20 protein-coding genes are annotated in these 21,018 nt (G+C 71.3%); 7 read left to right on the top strand and 13 right to left on the bottom strand.

The features are described 5' to 3' along the window. Window positions 1–22 precede the first annotated feature (22 nt). Together HJG52_RS10135 and HJG52_RS10130 are read left to right on the top strand one after the other, a co-directional pair. Window positions 23–3,280, top strand: coding sequence for a glycosyltransferase (locus tag HJG52_RS10135; RefSeq protein WP_171243478.1), 3,258 nt, complete (start codon window positions 23–25; stop codon window positions 3,278–3,280). Beyond that, on the top strand, window positions 3,277–4,776 hold the full coding sequence (locus tag HJG52_RS10130; protein ID WP_171243477.1) for a DUF5719 family protein: 1,500 nt from the start codon (window positions 3,277–3,279) through the stop codon (window positions 4,774–4,776). Before HJG52_RS10135 ends, HJG52_RS10130 begins: the two co-directional genes overlap by 4 nt. A gap of 7 nt (window positions 4,777–4,783) precedes the next feature. Here HJG52_RS10130 and HJG52_RS10125 read toward each other — a convergent pair whose 3' ends face one another. Both HJG52_RS10125 and HJG52_RS10120 read right to left on the bottom strand, forming a co-directional pair. Further along, window positions 4,784–5,224, bottom strand: coding sequence for a metallopeptidase family protein (locus HJG52_RS10125; RefSeq protein ID WP_346767672.1), 441 nt, complete (start codon window positions 5,222–5,224; stop codon window positions 4,784–4,786). A 10-nt stretch (window positions 5,225–5,234) separates the two neighbouring features. After that, on the bottom strand, window positions 5,235–6,881 hold the full coding sequence (locus HJG52_RS10120) for a hypothetical protein (protein ID WP_171243476.1): 1,647 nt from the start codon (window positions 6,879–6,881) through the stop codon (window positions 5,235–5,237). Between the two features lie 91 nt (window positions 6,882–6,972). On the opposite strand from HJG52_RS10120, the gene HJG52_RS10115 reads away from it, so the two are divergent. After that, entirely contained in the window at window positions 6,973–7,359 is a 387-nt protein-coding gene (locus tag HJG52_RS10115) for a DUF3499 family protein (protein ID WP_171243475.1), read from the top strand. Window positions 7,360–7,381: 22 nt separating this feature from the next. Here HJG52_RS10115 and HJG52_RS10110 read toward each other — a convergent pair whose 3' ends face one another. After that, on the bottom strand, window positions 7,382–8,017 hold the full coding sequence (locus HJG52_RS10110; protein WP_171243474.1) for a methyltransferase family protein: 636 nt from the start codon (window positions 8,015–8,017) through the stop codon (window positions 7,382–7,384). A gap of 243 nt (window positions 8,018–8,260) precedes the next feature. Between HJG52_RS10110 and HJG52_RS10105 the strand changes: the two genes are divergently transcribed. From HJG52_RS10105 to HJG52_RS10095, 3 genes are read left to right on the top strand one after another with little or no spacing between them, the layout of a single operon-like run. Beyond that, a complete protein-coding gene (locus tag HJG52_RS10105) occupies window positions 8,261–9,709 on the top strand; it encodes a phosphomannomutase/phosphoglucomutase (RefSeq protein ID WP_171243473.1) in 1,449 nt (482 codons plus the stop codon). After that, a complete protein-coding gene (locus HJG52_RS10100) occupies window positions 9,706–9,912 on the top strand; it encodes a Trm112 family protein (protein ID WP_171243472.1) in 207 nt (68 codons plus the stop codon). The genes HJG52_RS10105 and HJG52_RS10100 overlap by 4 nt, the downstream gene beginning before the upstream one ends. An 11-nt stretch (window positions 9,913–9,923) precedes the next feature. Further along, complete coding sequence (locus tag HJG52_RS10095) at window positions 9,924–11,132, top strand: SIS domain-containing protein (protein WP_171243471.1); 1,209 nt, start codon at window positions 9,924–9,926, stop codon at window positions 11,130–11,132. A 36-nt stretch (window positions 11,133–11,168) separates the two neighbouring features. Here the strand turns inward: HJG52_RS10095 and HJG52_RS10090 are convergent, their stop codons facing one another. The 7 genes from HJG52_RS10090 to HJG52_RS10060 all read right to left on the bottom strand — a co-directional run bounded on the left by HJG52_RS10090 (window position 11,169) and on the right by HJG52_RS10060 (window position 15,064). Next, the gene (locus HJG52_RS10090; RefSeq protein ID WP_346767671.1) at window positions 11,169–11,864 is read right to left on the bottom strand and encodes a TetR/AcrR family transcriptional regulator; all 696 of its coding nucleotides are present in this window, start codon (window positions 11,862–11,864) and stop codon (window positions 11,169–11,171) included. Further along, window positions 11,836–12,249, bottom strand: coding sequence for a DCC1-like thiol-disulfide oxidoreductase family protein (locus HJG52_RS10085; protein WP_171243469.1), 414 nt, complete (start codon window positions 12,247–12,249; stop codon window positions 11,836–11,838). The genes HJG52_RS10090 and HJG52_RS10085 overlap by 29 nt, the downstream gene beginning before the upstream one ends. Then, the gene (locus HJG52_RS21595; RefSeq protein WP_171243468.1) at window positions 12,246–12,599 is read right to left on the bottom strand and encodes a hypothetical protein; all 354 of its coding nucleotides are present in this window, start codon (window positions 12,597–12,599) and stop codon (window positions 12,246–12,248) included. The genes HJG52_RS10085 and HJG52_RS21595 overlap by 4 nt, the downstream gene beginning before the upstream one ends. Before the next feature lie 56 nt (window positions 12,600–12,655). After that, a complete protein-coding gene (locus tag HJG52_RS10075) occupies window positions 12,656–13,084 on the bottom strand; it encodes a hypothetical protein (RefSeq protein ID WP_171243467.1) in 429 nt (142 codons plus the stop codon). A gap of 76 nt (window positions 13,085–13,160) precedes the next feature. Continuing rightward, complete coding sequence (locus HJG52_RS10070) at window positions 13,161–13,694, bottom strand: YbaK/EbsC family protein (protein WP_171243466.1); 534 nt, start codon at window positions 13,692–13,694, stop codon at window positions 13,161–13,163. 36 nt (window positions 13,695–13,730) lie between these two features. After that, window positions 13,731–14,699: a DUF808 domain-containing protein gene (locus HJG52_RS10065; RefSeq protein WP_171243465.1), complete on the bottom strand. Its 969-nt coding sequence runs from the start codon at window positions 14,697–14,699 to the stop codon at window positions 13,731–13,733. Window positions 14,700–14,785: 86 nt separating this feature from the next. Beyond that, entirely contained in the window at window positions 14,786–15,064 is a 279-nt protein-coding gene (locus HJG52_RS10060; RefSeq protein ID WP_171243464.1) for a hypothetical protein, read from the bottom strand. Window positions 15,065–15,266: 202 nt separating this feature from the next. On the opposite strand from HJG52_RS10060, the gene ahcY reads away from it, so the two are divergent. Beyond that, the gene (gene ahcY / locus HJG52_RS10055; RefSeq protein WP_171243463.1) at window positions 15,267–16,703 is read left to right on the top strand and encodes an adenosylhomocysteinase; all 1,437 of its coding nucleotides are present in this window, start codon (window positions 15,267–15,269) and stop codon (window positions 16,701–16,703) included. Between the two features lie 82 nt (window positions 16,704–16,785). Here ahcY and HJG52_RS10050 read toward each other — a convergent pair whose 3' ends face one another. Genes HJG52_RS10050 through HJG52_RS10040 form a run of 3 tightly spaced genes read right to left on the bottom strand, consistent with a single transcriptional unit; the run spans window position 16,786 to window position 20,902 of the window. Next, window positions 16,786–18,015 carry a hypothetical protein gene (locus HJG52_RS10050; protein WP_171243462.1) on the bottom strand — a complete coding sequence of 410 codons (1,230 nt, stop codon included), beginning with the start codon at window positions 18,013–18,015 and terminating at the stop codon, window positions 16,786–16,788. Further along, a complete protein-coding gene (locus tag HJG52_RS10045) occupies window positions 18,012–19,382 on the bottom strand; it encodes a hypothetical protein (protein ID WP_171243461.1) in 1,371 nt (456 codons plus the stop codon). Before HJG52_RS10045 ends, HJG52_RS10050 begins: the two co-directional genes overlap by 4 nt. A 38-nt stretch (window positions 19,383–19,420) precedes the next feature. After that, window positions 19,421–20,902, bottom strand: coding sequence for a glycosyltransferase (locus HJG52_RS10040; RefSeq protein WP_171243460.1), 1,482 nt, complete (start codon window positions 20,900–20,902; stop codon window positions 19,421–19,423). Between the last annotated feature and the right edge of the window lie 116 nt (window positions 20,903–21,018).

Raw genomic sequence — 21,018 nt, 5'->3', positions numbered from 1 at the left:
GGCGGCACCCCGTGACGAGCGCATGACCCTTGCCCCACCGCAGCACGGCCTGACCGAGCCCGCGGACGCACCGACGGCTCGGGCCGTCGTGACCGCCGTCCTCGTCCTGCGCGGCCCCCGGTCTGCCCTGGGCGACACCCTCGACTCCCTCGCCCGGCAGACCCGCAGCCCCGAACGGCTCCTCGTCGTCGACCCCGGCACCGACGGCAACGCCGTCGAGGCGGTGCGGGCACACCGCGCCCTCGCCGAGGCGATTCCCGACATCTCCTACGTCACCGTCACCGCACCCTCCTCCCTGGCTGCCACCGTCAAGCTCGCGCTGGACACACTGAACCAGCAGCCACCGACAACGACCAGGGACGACGACCCCGCGGATCCCGGCCCGGCTCTGGTCGAGACCCCGACCGAGGCCCCGGTCGAGCACGTGTGGGTGCTCACCTCCGACAGTGCTGCCGCCCCCATGACCCTGGCGCGGCTGCTCGACGCCGTGCGCCGCAGCCCCTCGGTGGCCGTCGCCGGCCCCAAGCTCATGGAGTGGGACGCCCCCACCGGCCTGCGGTCGGTAGGGGTGCAGCTGACCCGCACGGGCCGCGTCATCCCCTCACCGGCACCCGGCGAGCCGGACCAGGGCCAGTACGACCGCCGCACCGACGTCCTCGCGGTCCCCGCCACCGGCATGCTGGTCGAGCGCTCCCTCTTCGGCTCCCTCGGCGGTCCCGACCGTGCCCTCGGTGACTTCGGCGCCGACGTCGACTTCTCCTGGCGGGCCCAGCAGTCCGGCCGCCGTGTGGTGGTCGTGCCGCGTGCGACCCTGCGCACCGGCGCCCCGGTCCGCGAGGACGACGAGACCGACCTCCCTGCCCCGCCCACCGACCCGGTCAACCGCGTGCGTCGTCAGGCCCGCCGGGCCGCCCTCGCCCGCTGCTCGTGGCTGGCCCTGCCGTTCCTCGCGCTGTGGCTGGTCGTGTCGAGCGTCCTGGCCGCACTCGCCCTGCTCGTGGCCAAGCGCCCCCGCGCTGCTTGGGCCGAGCTGGCCGACATCGGCGCCGTCCTCACGCCCGGCCGCGTGCTCGGCGCCCGCTGGCGCTCCCGCGGCACCCGGGCCGTGCGCCGCCGCGACCTCACCGGGCTGTTCGTGCCCCGGCGAGTGGTCCTGCGCCACACGGCCGACCTCATCCACGACCAGGTCACCCTCGACGACGACCCGCAGGCCGTCACCCGCCCGACCGACCCCTCCGGCGAGTCCGGGCCCGTGGCCGACGAGGCCGAGGACCTCAACGTCCTCGGCGAGACCTGGCTGACCCGCGCCATCCGCAACCCCGGCCTCGTCGCCGTGGTCCTGATGACGGTCGTCAGCGTCGTCGCCACCCGGGCGATGGGTGGCACCTTCGCCGCCCGCGTCGACCAAGGCGTCACCGGCGGAGAGCTCCAGGGCGTCACCGCCGGCCCGGGCGCGCTGTTCCACGGCTGGCTCGACGGGTGGCATGGTGCCGGGCTCGGCAGCGCCGCCGAGGCCGGGCCGCACCTACCGGTGCTGGCGGGGCTGGCCTGGCTCGTCACGCACGTGCCCTTCGTCGCCGCACCCGCGTCACCCGCCGGTGCGGTGGTGACCCTCCTGCTCACCTTCGCGCTGCCGCTTGCGACGCTCGCGGCATACCTCGCCGCCCGCGTCGTCACCCACTCACGGTGGCCCCGCGCGCTCGCGGCGCTCGCCTGGGCGACGTCGGCCGTGCTCGTCACGGCGGTGGCGGTCGGCCGCATCGGGGCCGTCGTGGCCGCGATCCTGCTGCCGCTCGTGGCGGCGGGCCTCACCCTCGCCGGGCGCCGGGGCGGCACCACGACGAGCTCCGCGGCGACCGCGATCGCCATCGCCGTGCTCGGCGCCTTCGTCCCGGCCCTGGCCGCCCTCGCGCTCCTAGTGGCGCTCGTCCTCGTCGTCGCCGGTCGCGGTTCGGCCCGGTGGCGCGGGCTCGCCCTCCTGGTGCTGCCGCTGGTGCTGCTGGGTCCTTGGGTCGCGACCCTGCTCGAACGACCCGAGCTGGTCCTCACCGGCCCCGGCCTGTCCGTCTGGGGCACGCCGCAGGCGCTGCCGTGGCAGCTCGCGCTCCTGCACCCCGGCGGCCCCGGCTCCTACCCCGTCCTGCTGTCGGCACCGCTGGTCCTCGCCGGCCTGCTGGGCCTCGTCCGCGTGGGCGGACGTGGTCGTGCCGCCTCGCTCGTCGCGGTCGTGGGGCTCATCGGGCTCGCGTATGCCGTGCTCGCACCGCGGCTCGAGCTCGGCACCGTGCCGGGTGGGCTGGCGCGCGCCGGTGAGCCCGTCACCGCCTGGGCCGGCACGGGGCTCCTCGTGTGGGCGCTCGCCCTCGTCGCGATGGCCCTGCTCGCCGCGGACGGCCTGCCGGTCAGCCGGACGCGCGGAGGCTGGGTGGCGTTGACACGTTGGCCGGTCGGGGTCGCGCTCATCGCCGCCGTCCTGCTCAGCGCAGGCTGGACCGCGGTCCGCACCACGGGTGACGAGGTCGGTGCGTTCACCGACCCGCGACCGGCGGTGGCCATCGACCAGGCCGGGAACGGCTTCGCCAACCGGATGGTGCTCCTGACCCCGGCCGGGTCCGGCTACACCTACTCGCTGCTCGGTCGTGAGCCCGGAGACGTCGCCCGCACCCTGCCACCACGTCCCGCCGACTCCTCCGACGACGGCCGCCTCACCAGCACGCTGGGCGCGCTGTTCGCCGACGCCGAGTCGGGTGCCGGTGCGACCCCGGCGAAGGCGTTGTCCGACCAGGCGGTCGGGTTCGTGGGCCTGCGCACCACCGAGGACGACGCGCGGGTCCGCACCCTCGACGCCACCGCCGGCCTCAGCCGGCTGGGCGAGCACGAGGGCACGCTCTTCTGGCGGGTGCTGCCCGGTGGCGGCACCGCCGAGGACAGCGTCGCTCCCTCACGCGCCCGCCTGGTCACCGCCAAGGGCGAGCAGGTCGTCCTGTCCAACGGGCCGCACGGCACCCTGAGCGAGCGTCTGAACGTGCCGGCCGGTGCCAGCCTCGTGCTCGCCGAGCCGCCCGCCTGGACCCGGCACGCCAAGGTGACCAGCGACGGAACGGTCCTGGCCCCGACCGGTGAGCAGGCGGCATACCGGCTGCCGGCCGGCGCCCACACGGTCACGGTGGACGTCCTCCCGGGCGACCAGTGGTGGCGCTGGGCGCAGGGGATCACGCTGCTCGTCCTGGCCTTCCTCGCCATCCCGTTCGGCAACCGCGCGTCCCGGAGGCGAGCATGAAGGTCTCCATTGCCGGGCTCGCCCGCACGTGCGTCGTCGCGGCGGCGGGTGCCGGTCTCGTCTTCGCCGCGACGCAGGTCGAGGGCTCGGTCGCACTGGGCTCGCAGCCGCAGCGGACCGACACCGCCCCCGCAGCCACCGGCGCCGCGGTCACCTCGGCGTCGCTGGTCTGCCCGGGGTCGGAGCTGTCCGGCGTGCCGGGGGTCGACGACATCCCCACCGACACGCAGGTGGCGGGCGTGACCGCACCCGACTCGGTGCTGGGCGACCTGCGGCCCTCCGGCGACAAGGGCTCCGTCAAGCTGAACACCATGGCCGGGAAGCCGCTCACCGCCGCCGGGTCGCAGCGGGGCGCCCGCGTCCAGGGCGCCGCCGGGCGTGCCGTGGGCGTGGAGGTCACCGCGAGCAAGTCCCTCGCGCCCGGGCTCGCGGCCGCGCAGGCCTGGTGGGTGCGGTCGGGCGACCGGCGCGCCCTCGCCTCGACCTCGTGCACCCGCCCGGGCACCGACCTGTGGCTCCTCGCCGGCGGTGGGGCACCCGGCCGGCAGGAGCGGCTCGTCCTGACCAACCCCGGTGGCAACCCCGTCACGGTCGACGTCACGCTCCACGGCCCCGACGGCAAGGTCGCCTCCGGGGCGGGCGAGGGGATCGTCGTGCCGGCCCACGGCCGCACGGCATACCTCGTCGACTCGATCGCCCCCGACATCGACTCCCCGGCGATCCACGTCGTCGCCAACGGCGGCGTCGTCGGTGCGGCGCTCAACGACTCCTGGCTCGACGGGGTGCGTGCCGCGGGTTCCGACACCGTCGGGCCCACCGCGGCTCCCTCGCGCGACCAGGTGGTGCCTGGTGTCGCCATCGCGGGTGCGGCCCGGTTGCGGGTCGTGGTGCCCGGGCCCGACGAGGCCGTCGTCCAGGCGCGCCTGCTCACGCCGGACGGGCCGCGTGCGCTGCCCAAGGACGGTGTGGTGCGCGTCGGCGGCGGGACGGTCCGCGACATCGACCTCAGTGGGGTCAAACCCGGCTGGTATGCCGTGCAGGTGCGTGCCGATCGCCCGGTCGTGGCTGGTGCGATGGTCGAGCGGAGCCAGCCCGGTCGGCCCGGCGACTTCGCGTGGTCGGCGAGCAGTATGCCGGTCGGCGCGCTCGCCGGGACCGCCGTGCCGACGCCGTCGGGAGACTCCAGCGGGCTGAAGCGTCAGCTCCTCCTGACCTCCGCCAAGGACCAGGCCACTGCCGAGGTGGTCACCGTGGACACCTCGGGCAAGACCATCAGGCAGCAGATCAAGCTCGGCGTGGACGGCGTGTCCAACGCGGTGCTGCCGGGGAACGCCACCTCGGTGTGGGTGCGCCGGGTCGCGGGTGCCGGCGAGGTCCGGGCCGCGGTGCTGACGTGGGCCGACGACGCCGACGGCACGCTCGTCACGACGACGGCCCTGACCGAGGTCACGCTGCGTACCGACGCGGTGACGGTGCGCCGGGAGCCGCTGGGCTGAGCGCGGCCTACTCCTCGTAACGCGGGTCGAGGTCCTCCGGCGACATGCCGAGCAGGCCGGCCACCTGCTCCACGACGATGTCCTGGACGATCAGCGACAGCTCGCGCTGGCTCTCGGCGCGGCTCTCCACCGGGCGCCGGTAGACGACGACCCGGGCAGGGGTGCGGCCGTGGGCGGGGAAGGCGCGACCCAGGGGCACCCCGCCGGACTCCCACGGTGCCGGATCGGCCGGCGGCACGTCCTCGACGGCGAACTCGACCTGGTCGAGCCGGTTGCCGAGCGTGCTCTCCAGCCGGGCCGCACTGTCGAGGACGAGGTCGTCGAACCGCTGCCGGCGCGAGGTCATGGCCGGGACGGCCGGCCACGCCAGCGGTCCGCGCACACCGCGGCCACGGCGGTCCCGGGCCGGTCGGCGCGACCCGCCGAGGGGTCCGTTGCTGGGCGTCACGGGACAAACTCTAGGTGGCCGGGCGGTCGACCCTGAGCAGGATCGTGTCGTCACGACCCCGCTCGACCACGGAGGTGGAGTCGCCCAGCCAGGCCGGCACGGTGCGGCCCCGCCACACGATCCACCGCACGTCGTACCGGTCCAACAGGGCTGCACGCCTGGCCGTGGTGGTGCCCCGGGCGAGCATGGCGCGTTGGTCCGCGATGCGGGTCGCGGCGTCGGCCACCCCGGGGCTCGGCCACTGCGGTGCCACCGCGCGCAGGCGGTGGGAGGAGAACTCGCGGGCGACGATCGGGTTGTTGCTGATCACCACGTCGTCGGGTCGCGCATGGCGCCACAGCACGTCGAGCCGTGGGTAGGGCGCGACGAGCATCCGCGCGGGCGGGGCGCCGTCCTCGGTCGTCACCAGCCGGGTCAGGGCCGGCAGCTGGCCCAGCGAACCGGCCAGCAGGGCGGCGACGGTGACCAGTCGCAGGCCGTACCGGAGAACCCGCGCCCGGGCGGTCAGGGTCACCGCGAGGGCCAGTGCGGCGCTCACCTCGCTGAGGGGCAGGACCCGCGCGAGGGACTCGAGCCCGATGGCCCAGCCGGCGCCGAACACGACCCACCCGGCGACGAAGCACCACGTCAGGGGGTCCCGGCCGCGCAGCCGCACCGACCGGGTGACCAGGGCGGGAACGGCGAGCAGGCACAGCCCGACCTTGGCCATCGTCGCCCGGTAGAAGAACGCGTGGTAGCCGTCGAACCCGGCGGGGTCGCCCAGCAGGCCCGAGAGCGCCTGCCACGGCCACAGCAAGGTCAGGCATACGGACACCAGGGACAGCAGCCCCACCCGCCACGTCCAGGACCACGGCCGCGTCGCCAGCGCCGTGACCGCGCACGAGAGCGCGGCGATTGCGAAGGTGAACGGGTGGACCAGCAGGACCAGTCCGGGCAGGACGAGGAATGCCCACGGGGTGCGAGGTCGTCGCGCGGGTGTCGGCGAAACCGTCGTCGAGTCCGTCGTCGTGACTGCAGGTGCGGTCTCCGCTGAGCTGGGCGACGGGTGGGGCGGCAGCGGCGAGACCGGCGGCGGCGGCGGGAGGGTGCAACGCCAGAGCCAGAACCACCCCGCCGCCGCCGGCACCCAGGGCCAGGTCGAGCCGACCGAGAAGGTGTTCAGGCTGACGAAGCCGCTCCAGAAGAACTGCTGCGTCCCGTGGACGAGCAGCAGCGTGAGCAGGGCGATGACGGGCGCCCAGACCTGGCGGGTGAGGCGTCGCACCAGGGCGTACAGGGCGAGCAGGAACAGGACGGTCGAGATGGTGCCCGCGACGGCGAGGACGACGCCCGGGCCGACCGACGTGAGCCGCGCGGTCCAGCCGAGCACCATGGCCCAGGGGGAGTAGTAGGGAAAGTCGACGGCCTCACCGGTCAGTGGTTCGCGCGGGTCGAGCGGGCGAGCCACCACCTCGGCGACCGTGCCGAGGTGGATCCACGAGTCGCTCACCCACTGGCGACGGGCGAGCACCACCAGCTGGAAGACCACGAGCACTGCCGCAATGACGCCGTATGCCACCGTCGCCAGCCGTGCCCCGTCGCCCGGCCGCCGACGGCGCTCGCCGGGCCCGGGCTGGCGGGACCTGTCCCGCAGCGACCCCGCCGCCTCAGCTGCCATGGCGGGATCGTACGGGTCACGGTTCGAGCCCGACCGAAGCCGTACGGCGCGCCGAGTCGGTGGCGTCGGTGAGCTGGCATAGAGTCCCCGCGTGAGCTTGTCGAGAAGGTGCTCCCGCACCGCCTGCCCCCACGCGGCGATCGCGACGCTCACCTACGTCTACCGCGACCAGACCGCGGTCGTGGGACCGCTGGCGACGTTCGCCGAGCCGCACACCTACGACCTGTGTGCCGAGCACGCGGAGCGGCTGACGGCGCCGCGTGGCTGGGAGATCGTGCGGCTCGCGGGCGAGTACGTCGAGCCCGAGCCTTCGCACGACGACCTCCTCGCCCTGGCCAACGCCGTGCGCGAGGCCGGCCGCCCACGGATGGGTGACCAGCAGGTGGCGGCACAGCCGGCGCGACGCGCCACCGAGGCCGACACCGGCGCGATCGAGACCGGCCGCCGGGGACACCTGCGCGTCCTGCGCGACGGCTGACCCCGCGCTGGACCCGGTGAGCTCAGCGGCGCCGTAGAACGGACGGGATGAGCTGGGGAGTCGACTTCTGGTACTCGCCGTACTCCGGCAGGGTGGCGGACAACACCGCCTCCTCGTGGTGGGCCCGATATGCCTGGAGCCCGAGAACGGACGCCCACACGAGAGCCGTCCACCAGCTCGGCCGGGCAAGAACCGTGCCGGCGAGCGCCACGAGCTCACCTGTGTAGAGCGGATGGCGCACATATCGGTACGGGCCCTGACGCACGACGGCTCGGGCCTGCGCCATCATGCTGAAGCTGCGGTCCAGGAAGCGAATCGACCAAACGGAGAAGGCCAGGCCGACGACCAGCAGGATGCTCGACATCACCATGAGGCCGACCCCCGGCCGGCCGTGCGGCAGGAGAGGCAGCGAGAACGGAATCCAGGTGGCCACGAAGGCTGCGACGGCCGCTGGCCGGGACGAGTTCGTCGCCTTGGCAGGTGAGCGTCGCGCGAAGGCAGCGATCAGCAGGGAGTAGAACGCGACCGACAGCGTCGTGGTCAACAGACCGGCGCCGCGCGAGGCCCAGGACCGGTCGTCCCGAACTTGGTCGACGAGGCTCAGTGCGTTGAGCACCAGTAGTCCGCTCATCAGCGGGATGCCCACGAGCCGACCCATGTCCATGCCCCGGAAGGGGGAGGTTCGCCGTGCCTCTGGGGCAGTGGCCGATGTCGAGCCGGCGGTTTGGCTTGCGGTCGACATGTGCAGTCCTGACGTGGAGGGATCGGGCATGCTCAGCATTTCGTGACCAGCGCTGGCTGCGAACCCTGGACGCGTCGTTCGAACGAAACGGCGGAGCAGGTGGTGGTCCGAACGGCCCACGCCGTGGGCCGCAGAGGCGACGACGCTAGGGTTCTGCAGGTGCCCGCACCTGTACTCGCCGACTTCGTCAAGGCCTACGACGTCCGCGGTGTCGTTCCGGACCAGCTGAACGTCGACGTGGCCTGGGCCCTCGGCGCGGCATTCGCCCGTCTCGTCGGTGGCGAGGGGGCCACAGGGGTCGTCATCGGCCACGACATGCGGCCGTCCTCGCCCGAGCTCTCCCGCGCGTTCGCGGCCGGGGTGACCGCTCACGGACTCGACGCCACCCTCATCGGGCTGGCCAGCACCGACGGCCTCTACTACGCCAGCGGCGCCCTCGACCTGCCCGGCGCCATGTTCACGGCGTCCCACAACCCGGCGCAGTACAACGGCATCAAGCTCTGCCGCGCCGGCGCCCGCCCGGTCGGGCAGGACTCGGGGCTCGCCACGGTGCGTGACGACGCGCAGGCCCTGCTCGACGCCGGCGTCAGCGCCGGACCTGCCGGTGTCACCCCCGGCACGGTCACCGAGCGCGACGTGCTCGCCGACTACGCGTCGTTCCTGCGTGGCCTCGTCGACCTCTCCACGATCCGCCCCCTCAAGGTCGTCGTCGACGCCGGCAACGGCATGGGCGGCCACACCGTGCCGGCGGTCCTCGGCACCGCCGCCCGCCTGCCCGAGCTGCCGCTCGAGGTCGTGCCGCTCTACTTCGAACTCGACGGCACCTTCCCCAACCACGAGGCCAACCCGCTGGAGCCGGAGAACCTGCGCGACCTCCAGGTGGCCGTCGTCAAGCACGGTGCCGACATCGGGCTCGCCTTCGACGGCGACGCCGACCGGTGCTTCGTCATCGACGAGCGCGGCGAACCGGTCAGCCCCAGCGCCATCACCGGACTCGTCGCCACCCGCGAGATCGCCCGCGAGACGGCCGCGGGCCGCGACGCCTCCGACGTGGGCATCGTCTACAACGTCATCTCCTCCGCCGCGGTCCCCGAGGTCATTGCCGAGGAGGGCGCGCGCGGCATCCGCACCCGCGTAGGGCACTCCTTCATCAAGGCCGAGATGGCCCGCGAGGACGCCATCTTCGGCGGGGAGCACAGCGCCCACTACTACTTCCGCGACTTCTGGTTCGCCGACACCGGCATGCTCGCGGCCCTGCACGTCCTGGCCGCCCTCGGCGGCCAGCCCGAGCCGCTCAGCCGGCTCGCGGCGGCATACAGCCGGTATGCCGCGTCGGGCGAGATCAACTCGACCGTCACCGACGTGCCCGCGGCCACTGCGAAGGTGAAGGCGTGGGCGGGCGAGCGTGGGTGCACCTTCGACGAGCTCGACGGGCTCACCGCGACCCACGCCGGGGACGGCACCGACGGTGACCCGATGTGGTGGTTCAACCTGCGCGCCTCCAACACCGAGCCGTTGCTGCGGCTCAACGTCGAGGCGGCTGACGAGGACACGATGGCAAAGGTGCGGGACGATGTCCTCGCCCTGGTGAGAGGAGAAGGCGCATGACGAGCCAGCCCGGGCAGGATGCCCAGATCGAGCCGTGGCTGCGGGAGATCCTGCGGTGCCCCGCGTGCCGGTCCGAGCTCAGCGACGCGACGGGTGAGACGGGGGCTGAGCTGCACTGCACCAACCCCGAGTGCCGGCTGCAGTACCGCATCGACGACGGTGTGCCGGTGCTGCTCATCGACGAAGCACGCAAGCCGGCCTGACCCACGCCGCCATGGCTCCCTTCCTCGACGAGGCCCGCATGGACAGCGAGGACTCGATCGCGGCCCTGGATTCGCGGCAGACGCTGCGGGCGCTGGCGACCGCCGGCGCCCAGGTGCGTGAGGCCGTCGACCTGTCCCTCGAGGCTGGCATCGACCGCGTCGCCGGGGGAGAGCGCCCGCGGTCGGTGCTCGTGGCATCGCTCGGTGGGTCTGCCGTCGTGTGCGACGTGCTCGACCTGCTGGCCGAGCCGGGGTCACCCGTGCCGGTCTCGGTGCGGCGCAACGTCCCCCTGCCGGGGTGGGTCGGCCCGCTCGACCTCGTCATCGCCGTGTCGTTGTCGGGCCGGGCCGCTGGCCCGCTGGCGCTGGCCGCCGAGGCCGCGCGGCGCGGTGCGTCGTTGTTGACCGTGGGAGCCGCGCACTCGCCGCTCGCCGAGGTGTCGGCGCAGGCGCGCGGCGTGCACATCGACAGCGGCCGAGGGCGCACCTCGTCCCGGACGGCGATGTGGTCGATGCTCGCCCCCGCACTCCTGGGCGCCGGCCGGCTCGGGATCGTCGACGTCGACGAGCAGGTGCTCCACGCGACCGCCGACCGGCTCGACGAAGTGGCCGAGGCGTGCCGCCCCAGCTCGGAGTCGTTCGTCAACCCGGCCAAGGTGCTGGCGGCCGACGTCGCGGCCGGGGTGCCGATGGTGCTCGGCGACGGACCACTCGCGGGTGTCGCTGCCGGCCGCGCCGCCTCGATGCTCGCCCGCACGGCGCGTATGCCGGCGACCACCGGTGAGCTGCCCGACGACGCCGCCCAGGTGGTGGCCTGCTTCGACGGGCCGTTCACTGCGAGCTTCGGCGGCGGGGAGGAGGGTGCGGTCGGTGCCGGGCGGCCGGTGGACGACATCTTCGCCGATCCCTACCTCGACGGACCTCCCGCGCCGCGGCTCTCGCTCGTCGTGCTGCGCGACGCGCCCCCGCAGGAGCCCAGCACGCCGGAACAGGCGGCGGCCGTTGGCCTGACCGACGCCGTCGTGCGCGGCGCGCGCGACGCGGGCGCCACCGTGTCGGAGGTAACGGCGCAGCCCGGCGCACCGGTCACGCGGCTCGCTGGGCTGATGGCCACGACCGACTTCGCCGCGACCTACCTCGCGATCGGGCTCGGGCTCGACCCGGCGGTGTCACCGCACGTCGCCGACCTGGCCGACCGCACGGGCCGCGGCGACCGCTGACCCGGCCGCGCGGCATACGTCGCCGGTGTGCCCCGGTCAGAGGGTGCGCAGGCTGCGCACGAGGCCGATGGCGTCCTCGGCGACGCCCTTGACGCCAGGCACCCGGGTGAGCCGAATCAGCTTGTCCACCAACGGAACCGAGCGTCGCACGAGGGTGCGGGCACGCTTGTTGTCATCGCTGCGGTCGTAGACCCAGAACAGCACGACCCCCATCTGGTAGAGCCACAGCAGCTCGGGCAGCTCACTGCGGATCGTGGCAGGCACCTTGAGGTCCGAGCCGTCGACCACGCGTCGGTAGAGGCCGATGCTGGCCTCGCGGGCGGGCGCTGACTCCTCGCTGAACGGCGACAGCGGGCTCGTCGGCTCGGCCGCCACCTTGAAGAACTTGCCGGCGAAGTCACGCATCGGTGCGGCCACGTCGATCCAGCACTCGAGGGTGATGCGCAGGCGGTCGGCGAAGTCGGTGGCGTCGCCCAGCGCCTGGTCGACCGCTGCGGCGTGGTCGCGCTGCACCGTGTCATAGAAGGCCTGGACGAGGTGTTCCTTGGATGCGAAGTAGTAGTAGGCGTTGCCCAGCGACACCCCGGCGCGTTCGGCGACGGCGCGCATCGTCGTCTTGTCGTAGCCGCGCTCCATGAAGAGGTCCTGCGCGGCGGCGGCGATGGCGGCGCGGGTCGCCTCACCCTTCTCGGAGCGGGTCGACTCAGGCGGGGTGGGCGCAGCCTTGGTCACACCGGCCAATGTAGTCACCGCCCCTCGGCGTGGTGTCCGCGGTCGCGAGGGCCTCGCGCAGGCCGGCCGCGGCATACGCCATCGCCCGGGCGACCGGGAGCCCGGCCGGGGTGGCGAGGCGTTCGGCGAGGGCGCGCTGGGACGCGGTCGCCCAGAGCGTCACGACCCATGCGCGCGGCCCGGTCCAGACCTCGCCGGCGTCGCTGACGACCGTGACCTCGCGCAGCGTGGCGTCGTGGTCGAGTCCCGGCAGGAGCCGGTATGCCGCGGCCGAGCCGGCCGCGAGCGTGGTCACCGGGACGAGCTGGGGCTGGCCCTCGAGCCACTCGCGGAAGCGGGTGCACAGGGAGCAACCGGCGTCGTAGAGAACGTAGAGGTGGTTCACGCTGGTCGTCCTGGGAGGGTGGTTGGTCGATGGTTGAGGGCGGTGGCGACGGCGAGAGCGACCGCGACCGGGGCGATGAAGATGCCGATAGTGAGCATTCCCAGCAGCGTCAGCGCGGCGGTCACTGCTACGGGAGCCCAGGCTGCCCACTCGGCCCACCTGTGGCGCCCGGCCAGCGCCAGCAAGACCACGGACGCGGCGGTGGCGACGAGCGGAATCGTCACGGGCACAAGGACTCCCGTGCCGTTCTGGCCGATAAGGGTGTCGGTGGTGGCGGTCTCGGTGGTGCGCCCCGCGTCGTCGGTGGTCATGGTCACGCCGCGGTAGACAGGCACTGTGTAGGCGCCCACGAGGAGGAGTGTGGACCACACTGCCGCGGCTACAAGCAACGCGCGCTGGACCCTGGTCATGCGGTCGGCGGGGCAGGGAAGGGCTGGGGCGCGACCGGCGCCGTGAACTGCGGCGGCACCGGGGGAGTGCGCAGGCTGTCCATGGTGTGGCGCCGGCGGATGCGGGTGAAGACCCAGACGTTGGTCAGATGGATGACACCGAGGGCGAGCAGCACGACGCCGAGCTTGACGCTGAGCGTCTCGACCAGCTGGCGGCTGGTCGAGACCGTGTCGCCGACGCGCAGGTAGAGCGCGACGAAGCCGATGTTGAGCAGGTAGAACCCGACGACGAGCAGTTGGTTGACCGCTGCGGCGAGCTCGTCCTTGCCCTCGAAGACGTCGACGAGGAAGACCTTGCCGTTGCGGGACAGCGTGCGGGCGACCCAGATCGTGAGGGGGACGGCGATGGCCAGGTAGGTGAGGTAGGTGACGACGGTGAGGTCCACGGCATACTCCTTTTTTGAACGTGTTCAACTCGATGGCATGACCATAGCGCCAAGAGTTGAACATGTTCAAGTAGGATCAGCGCGGGAGTGCGAGGGCGACGGTCTCCGCAGTGGGAAGGCCGGCGAGGTCCGCCGCGGCGATGAGCAGCTTGCTCGCCCGGATGCCGCTGCCGATGACGACCCGACCGGCCGCCACGACGCCTTCGTCGACGAGCACCGGCCAGTCGGCAGGCAGCCCGACGGGCGTGATGCCGCCGTACTCCATGCCCGTCAGCTCAACCGCCTCGTCCATGGGGGCGAAGCTGATCTTGCGTACGTCGAGGTGCCGGCGCACGACGCCGTTGATGTCGGCGCGGTCGGTGGCGAGCACCAGCACCGCCGCGCGTCGCACCTCACCGCCGCGCTTGCCCGCCACGACGACGCAGTTGGCCGAGTGGGCGGGGTCGCTGTCGTACGCCTCGCAGAAGGCGGCCGTGTCGGCGAGCGTTGGGTCGATCGGTGCGACCTGTGCACCCGGCACCTGGGCGAGGGCTGCCGCGACCGGTGCGGCCAGCAGGTCGGGATGCCGGTCGGCCGGCTCCCAGGTCAGCGTTCCTTCGGGTGTAGCCATGACCCGACGTTAGCCCTGGTGCCCCACCGGGAGCCGTCAGTGTGAGGCGGCTGCCTCGGTTTCGGTTTCCGTACCCTTGGAGCGGTGGAAGACGCTGACCACTGCGACCACGATGGCGCCCACGATGAGGCCCAGGAGGGCTGAGCCGATGGTGTTGGTGATCCAGCCGAGGATCCCGCCAAGCGCACCGGTCGCGTCCTTGACGGCCACCTCGGCGTGGTGGACGAGGTCATAGGGGGCGGTGAACCCCAGTTCGTCGAAGCCCACGAGCAGGATGTGTCCACCGACCCAGATCATCGCGGCGACGCCGACGACGGACAGGGTGCTGAGCAGTCCCGGCATGCCCTTGACGAGCCCGTTGCCGACCGTGCGGGCAAAGCCGGACTCACGCTGCGACAGGTGCAGGCCGACGTCGTCCATCTTCACGATGAGGCCCACGACGCCGTACACGAGGACCGTGATGCCGACCGCGACCAGCGCCAGGATGACTGCCCGACTGACGAACGGCTCGCTCGCCACCTCGTTGAGCGAGATCACCATGATCTCGGCCGACAGGATGAAGTCGGTGCGGATCGCGCTGCTGGTGATGTCGTCCTCGTTCGCGACCTTGCCCTCCTCGTGGGCCTGGTCGGCGGCGCCCTCCGCGTGGCCGCTGACCCGCTCCCAGATCTTCTCGACCCCCTCGAAGCACAGGTAGGTGCCGCCGAGCATCAGCAGGGGAGTGAGGGCCCAGGGCAGGAACTGGCTGAGCAGCAGAGCCGCGGGGAGGATGAAGAGGAGCTTGTTGCGCAGCGAGCCGATCGCGATCTTCTTGATGATCGGCAGCTCGCGGGCCGGCTCCAGGCCCTGCACGTAACGCGGAGTGACCGCCGTGTCGTCGACGATGACGCCGGCGGCCTTGGCACTGGCCCGCCCCGAGGCGGCGGCTACGTCGTCAACCGATGCCGCAGCCGCCTTGGCGAGCACCGCGACGTCATCGAGCAAGGCAAAGAGCCCGCCGGCCATCAGAGGGTCCCGTCGCGTCGGTCGGTGCTGGGCGCAGGCGTTGCGGACATGGCCGAAATCCTACCGATCCGCCAGCGCAGTGCAGGTCAGTGGCGTTCCGCGGCGTCTTCGTCGTCTGCCGAGGGTTCGTCGCGTCCGCCGGCTGGCTCACCGTCGTCGGCACGAGCGCTGGGGGCCGACTCCTCCTGGCTGTTGGGGACCGGCTCGCCGCCCGGGTCGACCTCGTAGTCGCTCTTGACCTCGTCCCAAGCCTTCAGCTTCTCCTCGTCGACATCGAGCTCGACCTTCTCCGGTGCCTCGTCACCGCGGTCCTCGACGTCGGCGTCGGCGATCTCCTTGGGCACTGCGCTACTCGGCTCAGACATGTCCCGCTCCCTTCGTCGTCCCTCCATTCCTAGGGGCAACGGCACTCCTGCGCACTTCGGGCGAGGTATGCCGCGTGGCGGGCCACGCGGCATACCCCGTTAGACTGGGGCACCGCCGGCGCGGGAGATGCCCCGCACTGAAGTGACGCCCAGATGGGCTGCGCCGGGTCCCACACCATCGAGACTCAAACGGAGATGTCGCATGTCCTTTGATTACAAGGTGAAAGACCTGGGCCTCGCCGAGGCCGGCCGTCACCAGATCCGCCTCGCCGAGCACGAGATGCCCGGCCTGATGAGCCTGCGCGAGGAGTACGGCGCGGCGCAGCCCCTCAAGGGCGCCAAGATCGCCGGCTCGCTGCACATGACCGTGCAGACCGCCGTCCTCATCGAGACGCTCGTCGCCCTGGGCGCGGAGGTCCGCTGGGCCTCCTGCAACATCTACTCGACCCAGGACGAGGCCGCCGCGGCCGTCGTCGTCGGCCCGAAGGGCACTGTCGAGGACCCGCAGGGCGTGCCCGTGTTCGCCTGGAAGGGCGAGACCCTGCCCGAGTACTGGGAGTGCACCGAGCAGATCCTCACCTGGCCGAACGGCGAGGGCCCCAACATGATCCTCGACGACGGTGGCGACGCGACCATGCTCGTCCACAACGGCAAGGCCTGGGAAGCCGCCGGGCAGGTGCCGCCCACCGACGAGAAGGACTCCGAGGAGGTCGGCGTCTTCAAGGAGCTCGTCCGCAAGACCCTTGCGGCCGACCCGCAGAAGTGGACCAAGATCGCCGCGGGCATCAAGGGCGTCACCGAGGAGACCACCACTGGCGTCCACCGGCTCTACGAGCTGGCCCAGACCGGTGACCTGCTCTTCCCGGCGATCAACGTCAACGACTCGGTCACCAAGTCCAAGTTCGACAACAAGTACGGCTGCCGCCACTCGGTGCTCGACGGGCTCAACCGCGCGACCGACGTCCTCATCGGCGGCAAGGTCGCGGTCGTGGCCGGCTACGGCGACGTGGGCAAGGGCTGTGCGGCCGCGCTCGCCGGCCAGGGTGCTCGCGTCATCGTCACCGAGATCGACCCGATCTGCGCGCTCCAGGCCGCGATGGACGGTTTTCAGGTGGCCCGGCTCGAGGACGTCCTGTCCATCGCCGACATCTACGTCACGTCGACCGGCAACTTCAACATCATCACTGCCGACCACATGCAGCAGATGAAGAACAAGGCGATCGTGTCCAACATCGGCCACTTCGACAACGAGATCGACATGGCCGGCCTCGCGAAGGTCCCGGGCGTGACCAAGACCGAGATCAAGCCGCAGGTCCACGAGTGGACGTTCAGCAACGGCAACTCGATCATCGTGCTGTCCGAGGGTCGCCTCATGAACCTCGGCAACGCGACGGGCCACCCGAGCTTCGTCATGTCGAACTCGTTCGCCAACCAGACGATCGCCCAGATCGAGCTGTTCACCAAGACCGACGACTACGCCAAGCAGGTCTACGTCCTGCCCAAGCACCTCGACGAGAAGGTTGCCCGCCTGCACCTCGACGCGCTCGGCGCTAAGCTGACCGAGCTCACCAAGGAGCAGGCCGAGTACATCGGCGTCGACGTCGCCGGCCCCTACAAGCCGGACCACTACCGCTACTGAGTCACCCGGGGCTCCTCGTCCCCGACTCACTGCACCGCGTTGGGTATGCCGCCCGCTCACCGAAGCGGGCGGCATACCTATTTCACGGGTATGGCTGGACCTCCGGGCTCGTGCTGATCGTGAAGACGTGACCGACCCACCACCACTGGCAGACGATGCCGACGGCTGCCACGGCTCCCAGGGGCATCCACAGCCGCATCGAGACACGGACCTGGCTGTCTGGCGTGGGCCAGGGCCAGAAGATGACCACGGCGGGCAGAAGCAGTCGGGCCACGCTCGGTCCTGGCCGGGTGGCCAGCAGGATGAACAAGGGGTAGGCAACCGCCCATGCGCGAAGCTCGCCACCCCATGCCCGGGCCGCTGGACGTGCCGCGACTGTCACAGCCGTGCCCACCAGAATGAGCCCGCAGAGCACCGTGACAGGAGTGCTGCGGGCTCCCTGGTACACCCAGTTCGCCCATCCGGCGTCCAACCCGCCGTTGACCGGCCACGCTGACTGCGTCTGGAGGTAGGAGCCGAGGGATCCGTTCGCCAGGCCGACTACGCCCGGCCAAAGCCCGACGGCCAGCCACGCGACCCCGGTCGCAGCCCAAGCCGACGGCGGAGTGCGAGGGCCAGCTGCCCGATCCGCCCGCGACCACCTGGCCCCGGCCACCCAAACGCTGACGACCACGGCCATGGGGAGGCTTACGGGTCGTGCAAGGCCCAGGAGGGCCAAGCTCAGGCAGAGCAGAGCGAATCGGCCGCACTGGAGGAGGCGCAGACAGGCGAGGACCAAGGCGATGGTGAGGCTCTCGGCGTAGCCGGCCTGGAGTATGGGCGCAGCCACGAAGGAGTTGAAGGCGACCACGACGGCGATTGCCGTGAAGGGCCCTCCCCGTTCGCGCACCATGCGGTTAAGGAGCACCGTCGACACCACCCCGGCGACGAGGTTGACCATGGTGGCTGCCGCCCCGAAGCCGAACCCGAGCGTCATGAGGAGCCGGCACAAGAAGGGAAAGAGCGGGTAGAAGGCCCAGCTGCTCTGGCCCGTGGTCGTCACGCCGGGATACCCGTCCGTCGCTATCTGCTGGTACCACTGGCCATCCCAGTTGCCGAGCAGGCCCAGGTAGTCCGGCGCAGCGGGCGTGGGCGCGAAGACGTGGTACGCCGGTGACGAGGTCTCGAGGGCCACCTGCCCCCGACCGGCCGTCGCCATGAGAACCGCGCCGACTGCCCGCAAGACGAGGAAGGCGGAAACGGCCACGAGGTCCTGGCGGTAGCGCGCCAATAGGGCCTGCGCATCCGGCGTGATCCGGTTCGCCCGCCTCACCGGTTGGCTGCGAAGGTCAACGACGTGCCGCTACGTCCGTCGATGGTGGGTGCCGAGGGTTCCGTGAACCCGTCATGGTGGGGTAACGATGCCTCCTCGGACCCTCTGGCCGCCGCACGTGCCCAACCTGACAGGAGCAGCAACCCACCGACCAGGAAGTAGTAGTTGAGGAATGCCTGCTTGGAGAGGGCTGTCGTGACAAAGAGGCTCACGCCCGTCGCCAGCAGGAAGGTGTCGGCACCCGGGCGCGATCGCCAGGCCAAGACCGCGGCGCAGGCTACGCCCGCACCCAGCGACAAGGGAGCAGCCGCGGTGAACCCGGACCATCCGAACTCCGACACCGACCAGGTCAGGAACGACAGTGAGTCCTCTCGGAGGGGCTGCAGCAGCTGGAACTCCACGATGGAACGCCAGAAGGCTCGGGGGTGCCACAGGAGGAAGGGAAGAGTGACGACCAGAGGAACGGTGACAAAGGCCGCGATGCGTTGCCTGGTCGCGTAGGGGCGAAGGAGCCACAGGCACGGAACGGCAACCACGAAGTACTGCTTCGAGGCGAAAGCTACCCCTAGCAGGGCCGCGGCCAGCAACCACCGTCGACAACGAGCCGCGACCACTGCGAAAGCGAACCCCGCGACGATCATCGTCTCGGTCCAGCCGTTGAGGACCATCTGTCCCAGACCGGGAGCGTATGCCAGCAGGATGGCGGCAGGGCGAGCGTTCACCGGCCCGCTCCAAAACATCAATGCCGAGGCGGCGAGGATGAGAGCCACTGCTGCGAAACGGGCGTCCCCGAGCAGGTAGGCGGGCACCGTGGCTACCAGGGTGACGGGCATATAGGGGAGGCCCACGGTTAGGCGGTTGTCCGGGCCGACGATCCCGGGACCGTAGAGCTGCGGGCTGACGCGGGGGTCGTAGATGTTCGGGTAACCGGGCAGGTACGGGTCGATACCGGACACCATTCGGTGCGAGCCCTCGTTCAGGAACACCAGGACGTCGATGTGGGCGCCATCCCCGAAGGATGCCAACCTGATCAGGCCGAAGGCCTCGATGGCGAGGAGCCCGACAAAACCTGCGGTTGACAGGCGAGACGGTGAGCGCGGTTCGCCCGCCGCGAGGGCTAGCGCGGTGGCGGCTATCGCACCGCCCACAAAAACTGCGGGGTGCCCGCCAAGCGTCTCGCGCAGGGTGAGGACCGAGGAAAGAGCCACAGTGGCGGTCAGAAAGTACCGCCAGCCGCGGTACTCGGCGGTGGTGACAGGCACCTTCGCGCCTCGAAGGCCAAGCAGCACTCCGAGCGCCATCGTGCAAACCCAGAGGGGCGCGAGGTGGGGCATCCGGGTCCCGATCACCGCCGCGACGAGCACCACGACCCCGCCCAGGGCAAGGCGGGCGCTGGATGAAGTCATCAGGCGGCGACGTCCGCACTGGAGCGAGCGATTGCCAAGAGCTCGTCCAGATGCGGCCGGCTCCTCGCCACGACCATCACCTGGAAGCTGAAGAGCCGTGGCGCCACACCAATGAGCGCACGGTTCACGGTGAGCAACAGGTTGGCCAACCATCTGGTCCGCAGCGCACGCGGGAAGGGTGCAGGGATGCCCTTCACCTCCAACACGTCGTAGCCAGCGTGCTCCAGCAGGCTCCGCAGCGTCCGGAACGTGAAGAGCCGGTTGTGTTGACGGTCGAGCACGCCGTAATCGCTGTAGTTGAACTGTCCCATGAGCAGCATCAGGCGAGTCACGACGAAGGCAACGTTGGCGGTGGTCACGATGACGAGGCGAGGGGTGGCGCCGAGTCCGTGCCGGAGCTCTTCTGCGAACGACTCAGGCGAGTCGAGGTGACCGAGGACATCGAGCAGGGTGATGCAGTCGACGTCGTCCAAGGGCAGGTCCAGTGGCTGGTTCAAGTCCGCTCGGATGGTGGCGACCTGAGGGTCCAGCACGACCGGCGGCGCGATGTCCACGGCCGTGACGTTCAATCCCCGGCCTGCGAGCATCGAGGCGAACGCCCCGTCTCCACTTCCCAGGTCCATGACGCTCGTGCCGGCGGGAATTCGGCTCAACGCTTGGGTGTGGCTGCTGTCGTAGCCGATCTTGACCGCATAGTGGGGTGCCGAGGGCCTCACCGGCCGCAGCCAGTGCTGCTGGAGCAGGCCCCAGCGGTGGAAGAGGTGCCGGACGCCCTCACGAAAGACCTGACCCGCGTACTTCATTCCGTTCACACGACAAATCTCATCGCCGTAGAACGTGGGAATGGAAAGCTCCCGGATCCGCGCGTCGGATGCGATCAGCTGAAGGATGATCTGGCTGTCGAAGCTGAAGTCGTTCGCGTTCGAGGCTAACCGAACGTTCTCCAGAGTGGAGACACGGTACAGGCGGTAGCCGCTGTGCCACTCGCTGAGCTCCACGCCAGCCAAGAAGTTCTGGGTGGCGGACAGGACCTTGTTGCCCACGAACTTGTACAGCGGCATCCCGCCACGTCGCGCTGCGCCCTTGACCATCATCCGGCTGCCGAAGACGGCATCAGCCTCGCCGCATAGCAGCGGTTCGAGGAGCCTCGGAAGCTCCTCGGGTGCGTACTGGCCGTCGCCATGCACGAGGGCGACGAAGTCGAAGCCCTCCTTGCTCGCGTAGTGGTAGCCGATCTTCTGGTTACCGCCGTAGCCCTGGTTGGTCGCGTTGCGCAGGACAACGAGGGGCAACATCGGTCGGCCAGCCCGGTATGCCCGGCCTACGTCGAACGTGTTGTCGGTCGAGGCGTCGTCGATCACGAGCACTTCGCAGTCGAGGTCGAGGAGCACCGAGTTCGGGATGCGGTCCAGGACGGCACCCAGCGTCGTCTCCGCGTTGTACGCCACGATCAGGATGAGGAGGCGAGGCCGGCGGTTCACGTTGACCATGGTGGGCCGGACGCCCGGTGGTGTCAGGAGGTCCGGCCAGGAGCCGACCGTTCGGATGACCCAGATCGGGACGGAAGGGTTGTCCGGGGGCAGCTGCCCGGCCGCTG

Origin of the sequence: Knoellia koreensis (genome assembly GCF_013041615.1) — a bacterium.
Taxonomy (GTDB): Bacteria; Actinomycetota; Actinomycetes; order Actinomycetales; family Dermatophilaceae; genus Pedococcus; species Pedococcus koreensis.
Note: the sequence above shows the minus strand (reverse complement) of the source record. Positions and strands in the feature narration are given on the sequence as shown.

What these genes read in the sequence shown, in the direction of transcription:
- HJG52_RS10135 (WP_171243478.1), top strand. Translation starts at nt 23, where the DNA reads ATGACCCTTGCCCCACCGCAGCACGGCCTGACCGAGCCCGCGGACGCA.
- HJG52_RS10130 (WP_171243477.1), top strand. Translation starts at nt 3,277, where the DNA reads ATGAAGGTCTCCATTGCCGGGCTCGCCCGCACGTGCGTCGTCGCGGCG.
- HJG52_RS10120 (WP_171243476.1), bottom strand. Translation starts at nt 6,881, where the DNA reads ATGGCAGCTGAGGCGGCGGGGTCGCTGCGGGACAGGTCCCGCCAGCCC.
- HJG52_RS10110 (WP_171243474.1), bottom strand. Translation starts at nt 8,017, where the DNA reads ATGGGTCGGCTCGTGGGCATCCCGCTGATGAGCGGACTACTGGTGCTC.
- HJG52_RS10100 (WP_171243472.1), top strand. Translation starts at nt 9,706, where the DNA reads ATGACGAGCCAGCCCGGGCAGGATGCCCAGATCGAGCCGTGGCTGCGG.
- HJG52_RS10095 (WP_171243471.1), top strand. Translation starts at nt 9,924, where the DNA reads ATGGCTCCCTTCCTCGACGAGGCCCGCATGGACAGCGAGGACTCGATC.
- HJG52_RS10070 (WP_171243466.1), bottom strand. Translation starts at nt 13,694, where the DNA reads ATGGCTACACCCGAAGGAACGCTGACCTGGGAGCCGGCCGACCGGCAT.
- HJG52_RS10065 (WP_171243465.1), bottom strand. Translation starts at nt 14,699, where the DNA reads ATGGCCGGCGGGCTCTTTGCCTTGCTCGATGACGTCGCGGTGCTCGCC.
- HJG52_RS10060 (WP_171243464.1), bottom strand. Translation starts at nt 15,064, where the DNA reads ATGTCTGAGCCGAGTAGCGCAGTGCCCAAGGAGATCGCCGACGCCGAC.
- ahcY (WP_171243463.1), top strand. Translation starts at nt 15,267, where the DNA reads ATGTCCTTTGATTACAAGGTGAAAGACCTGGGCCTCGCCGAGGCCGGC.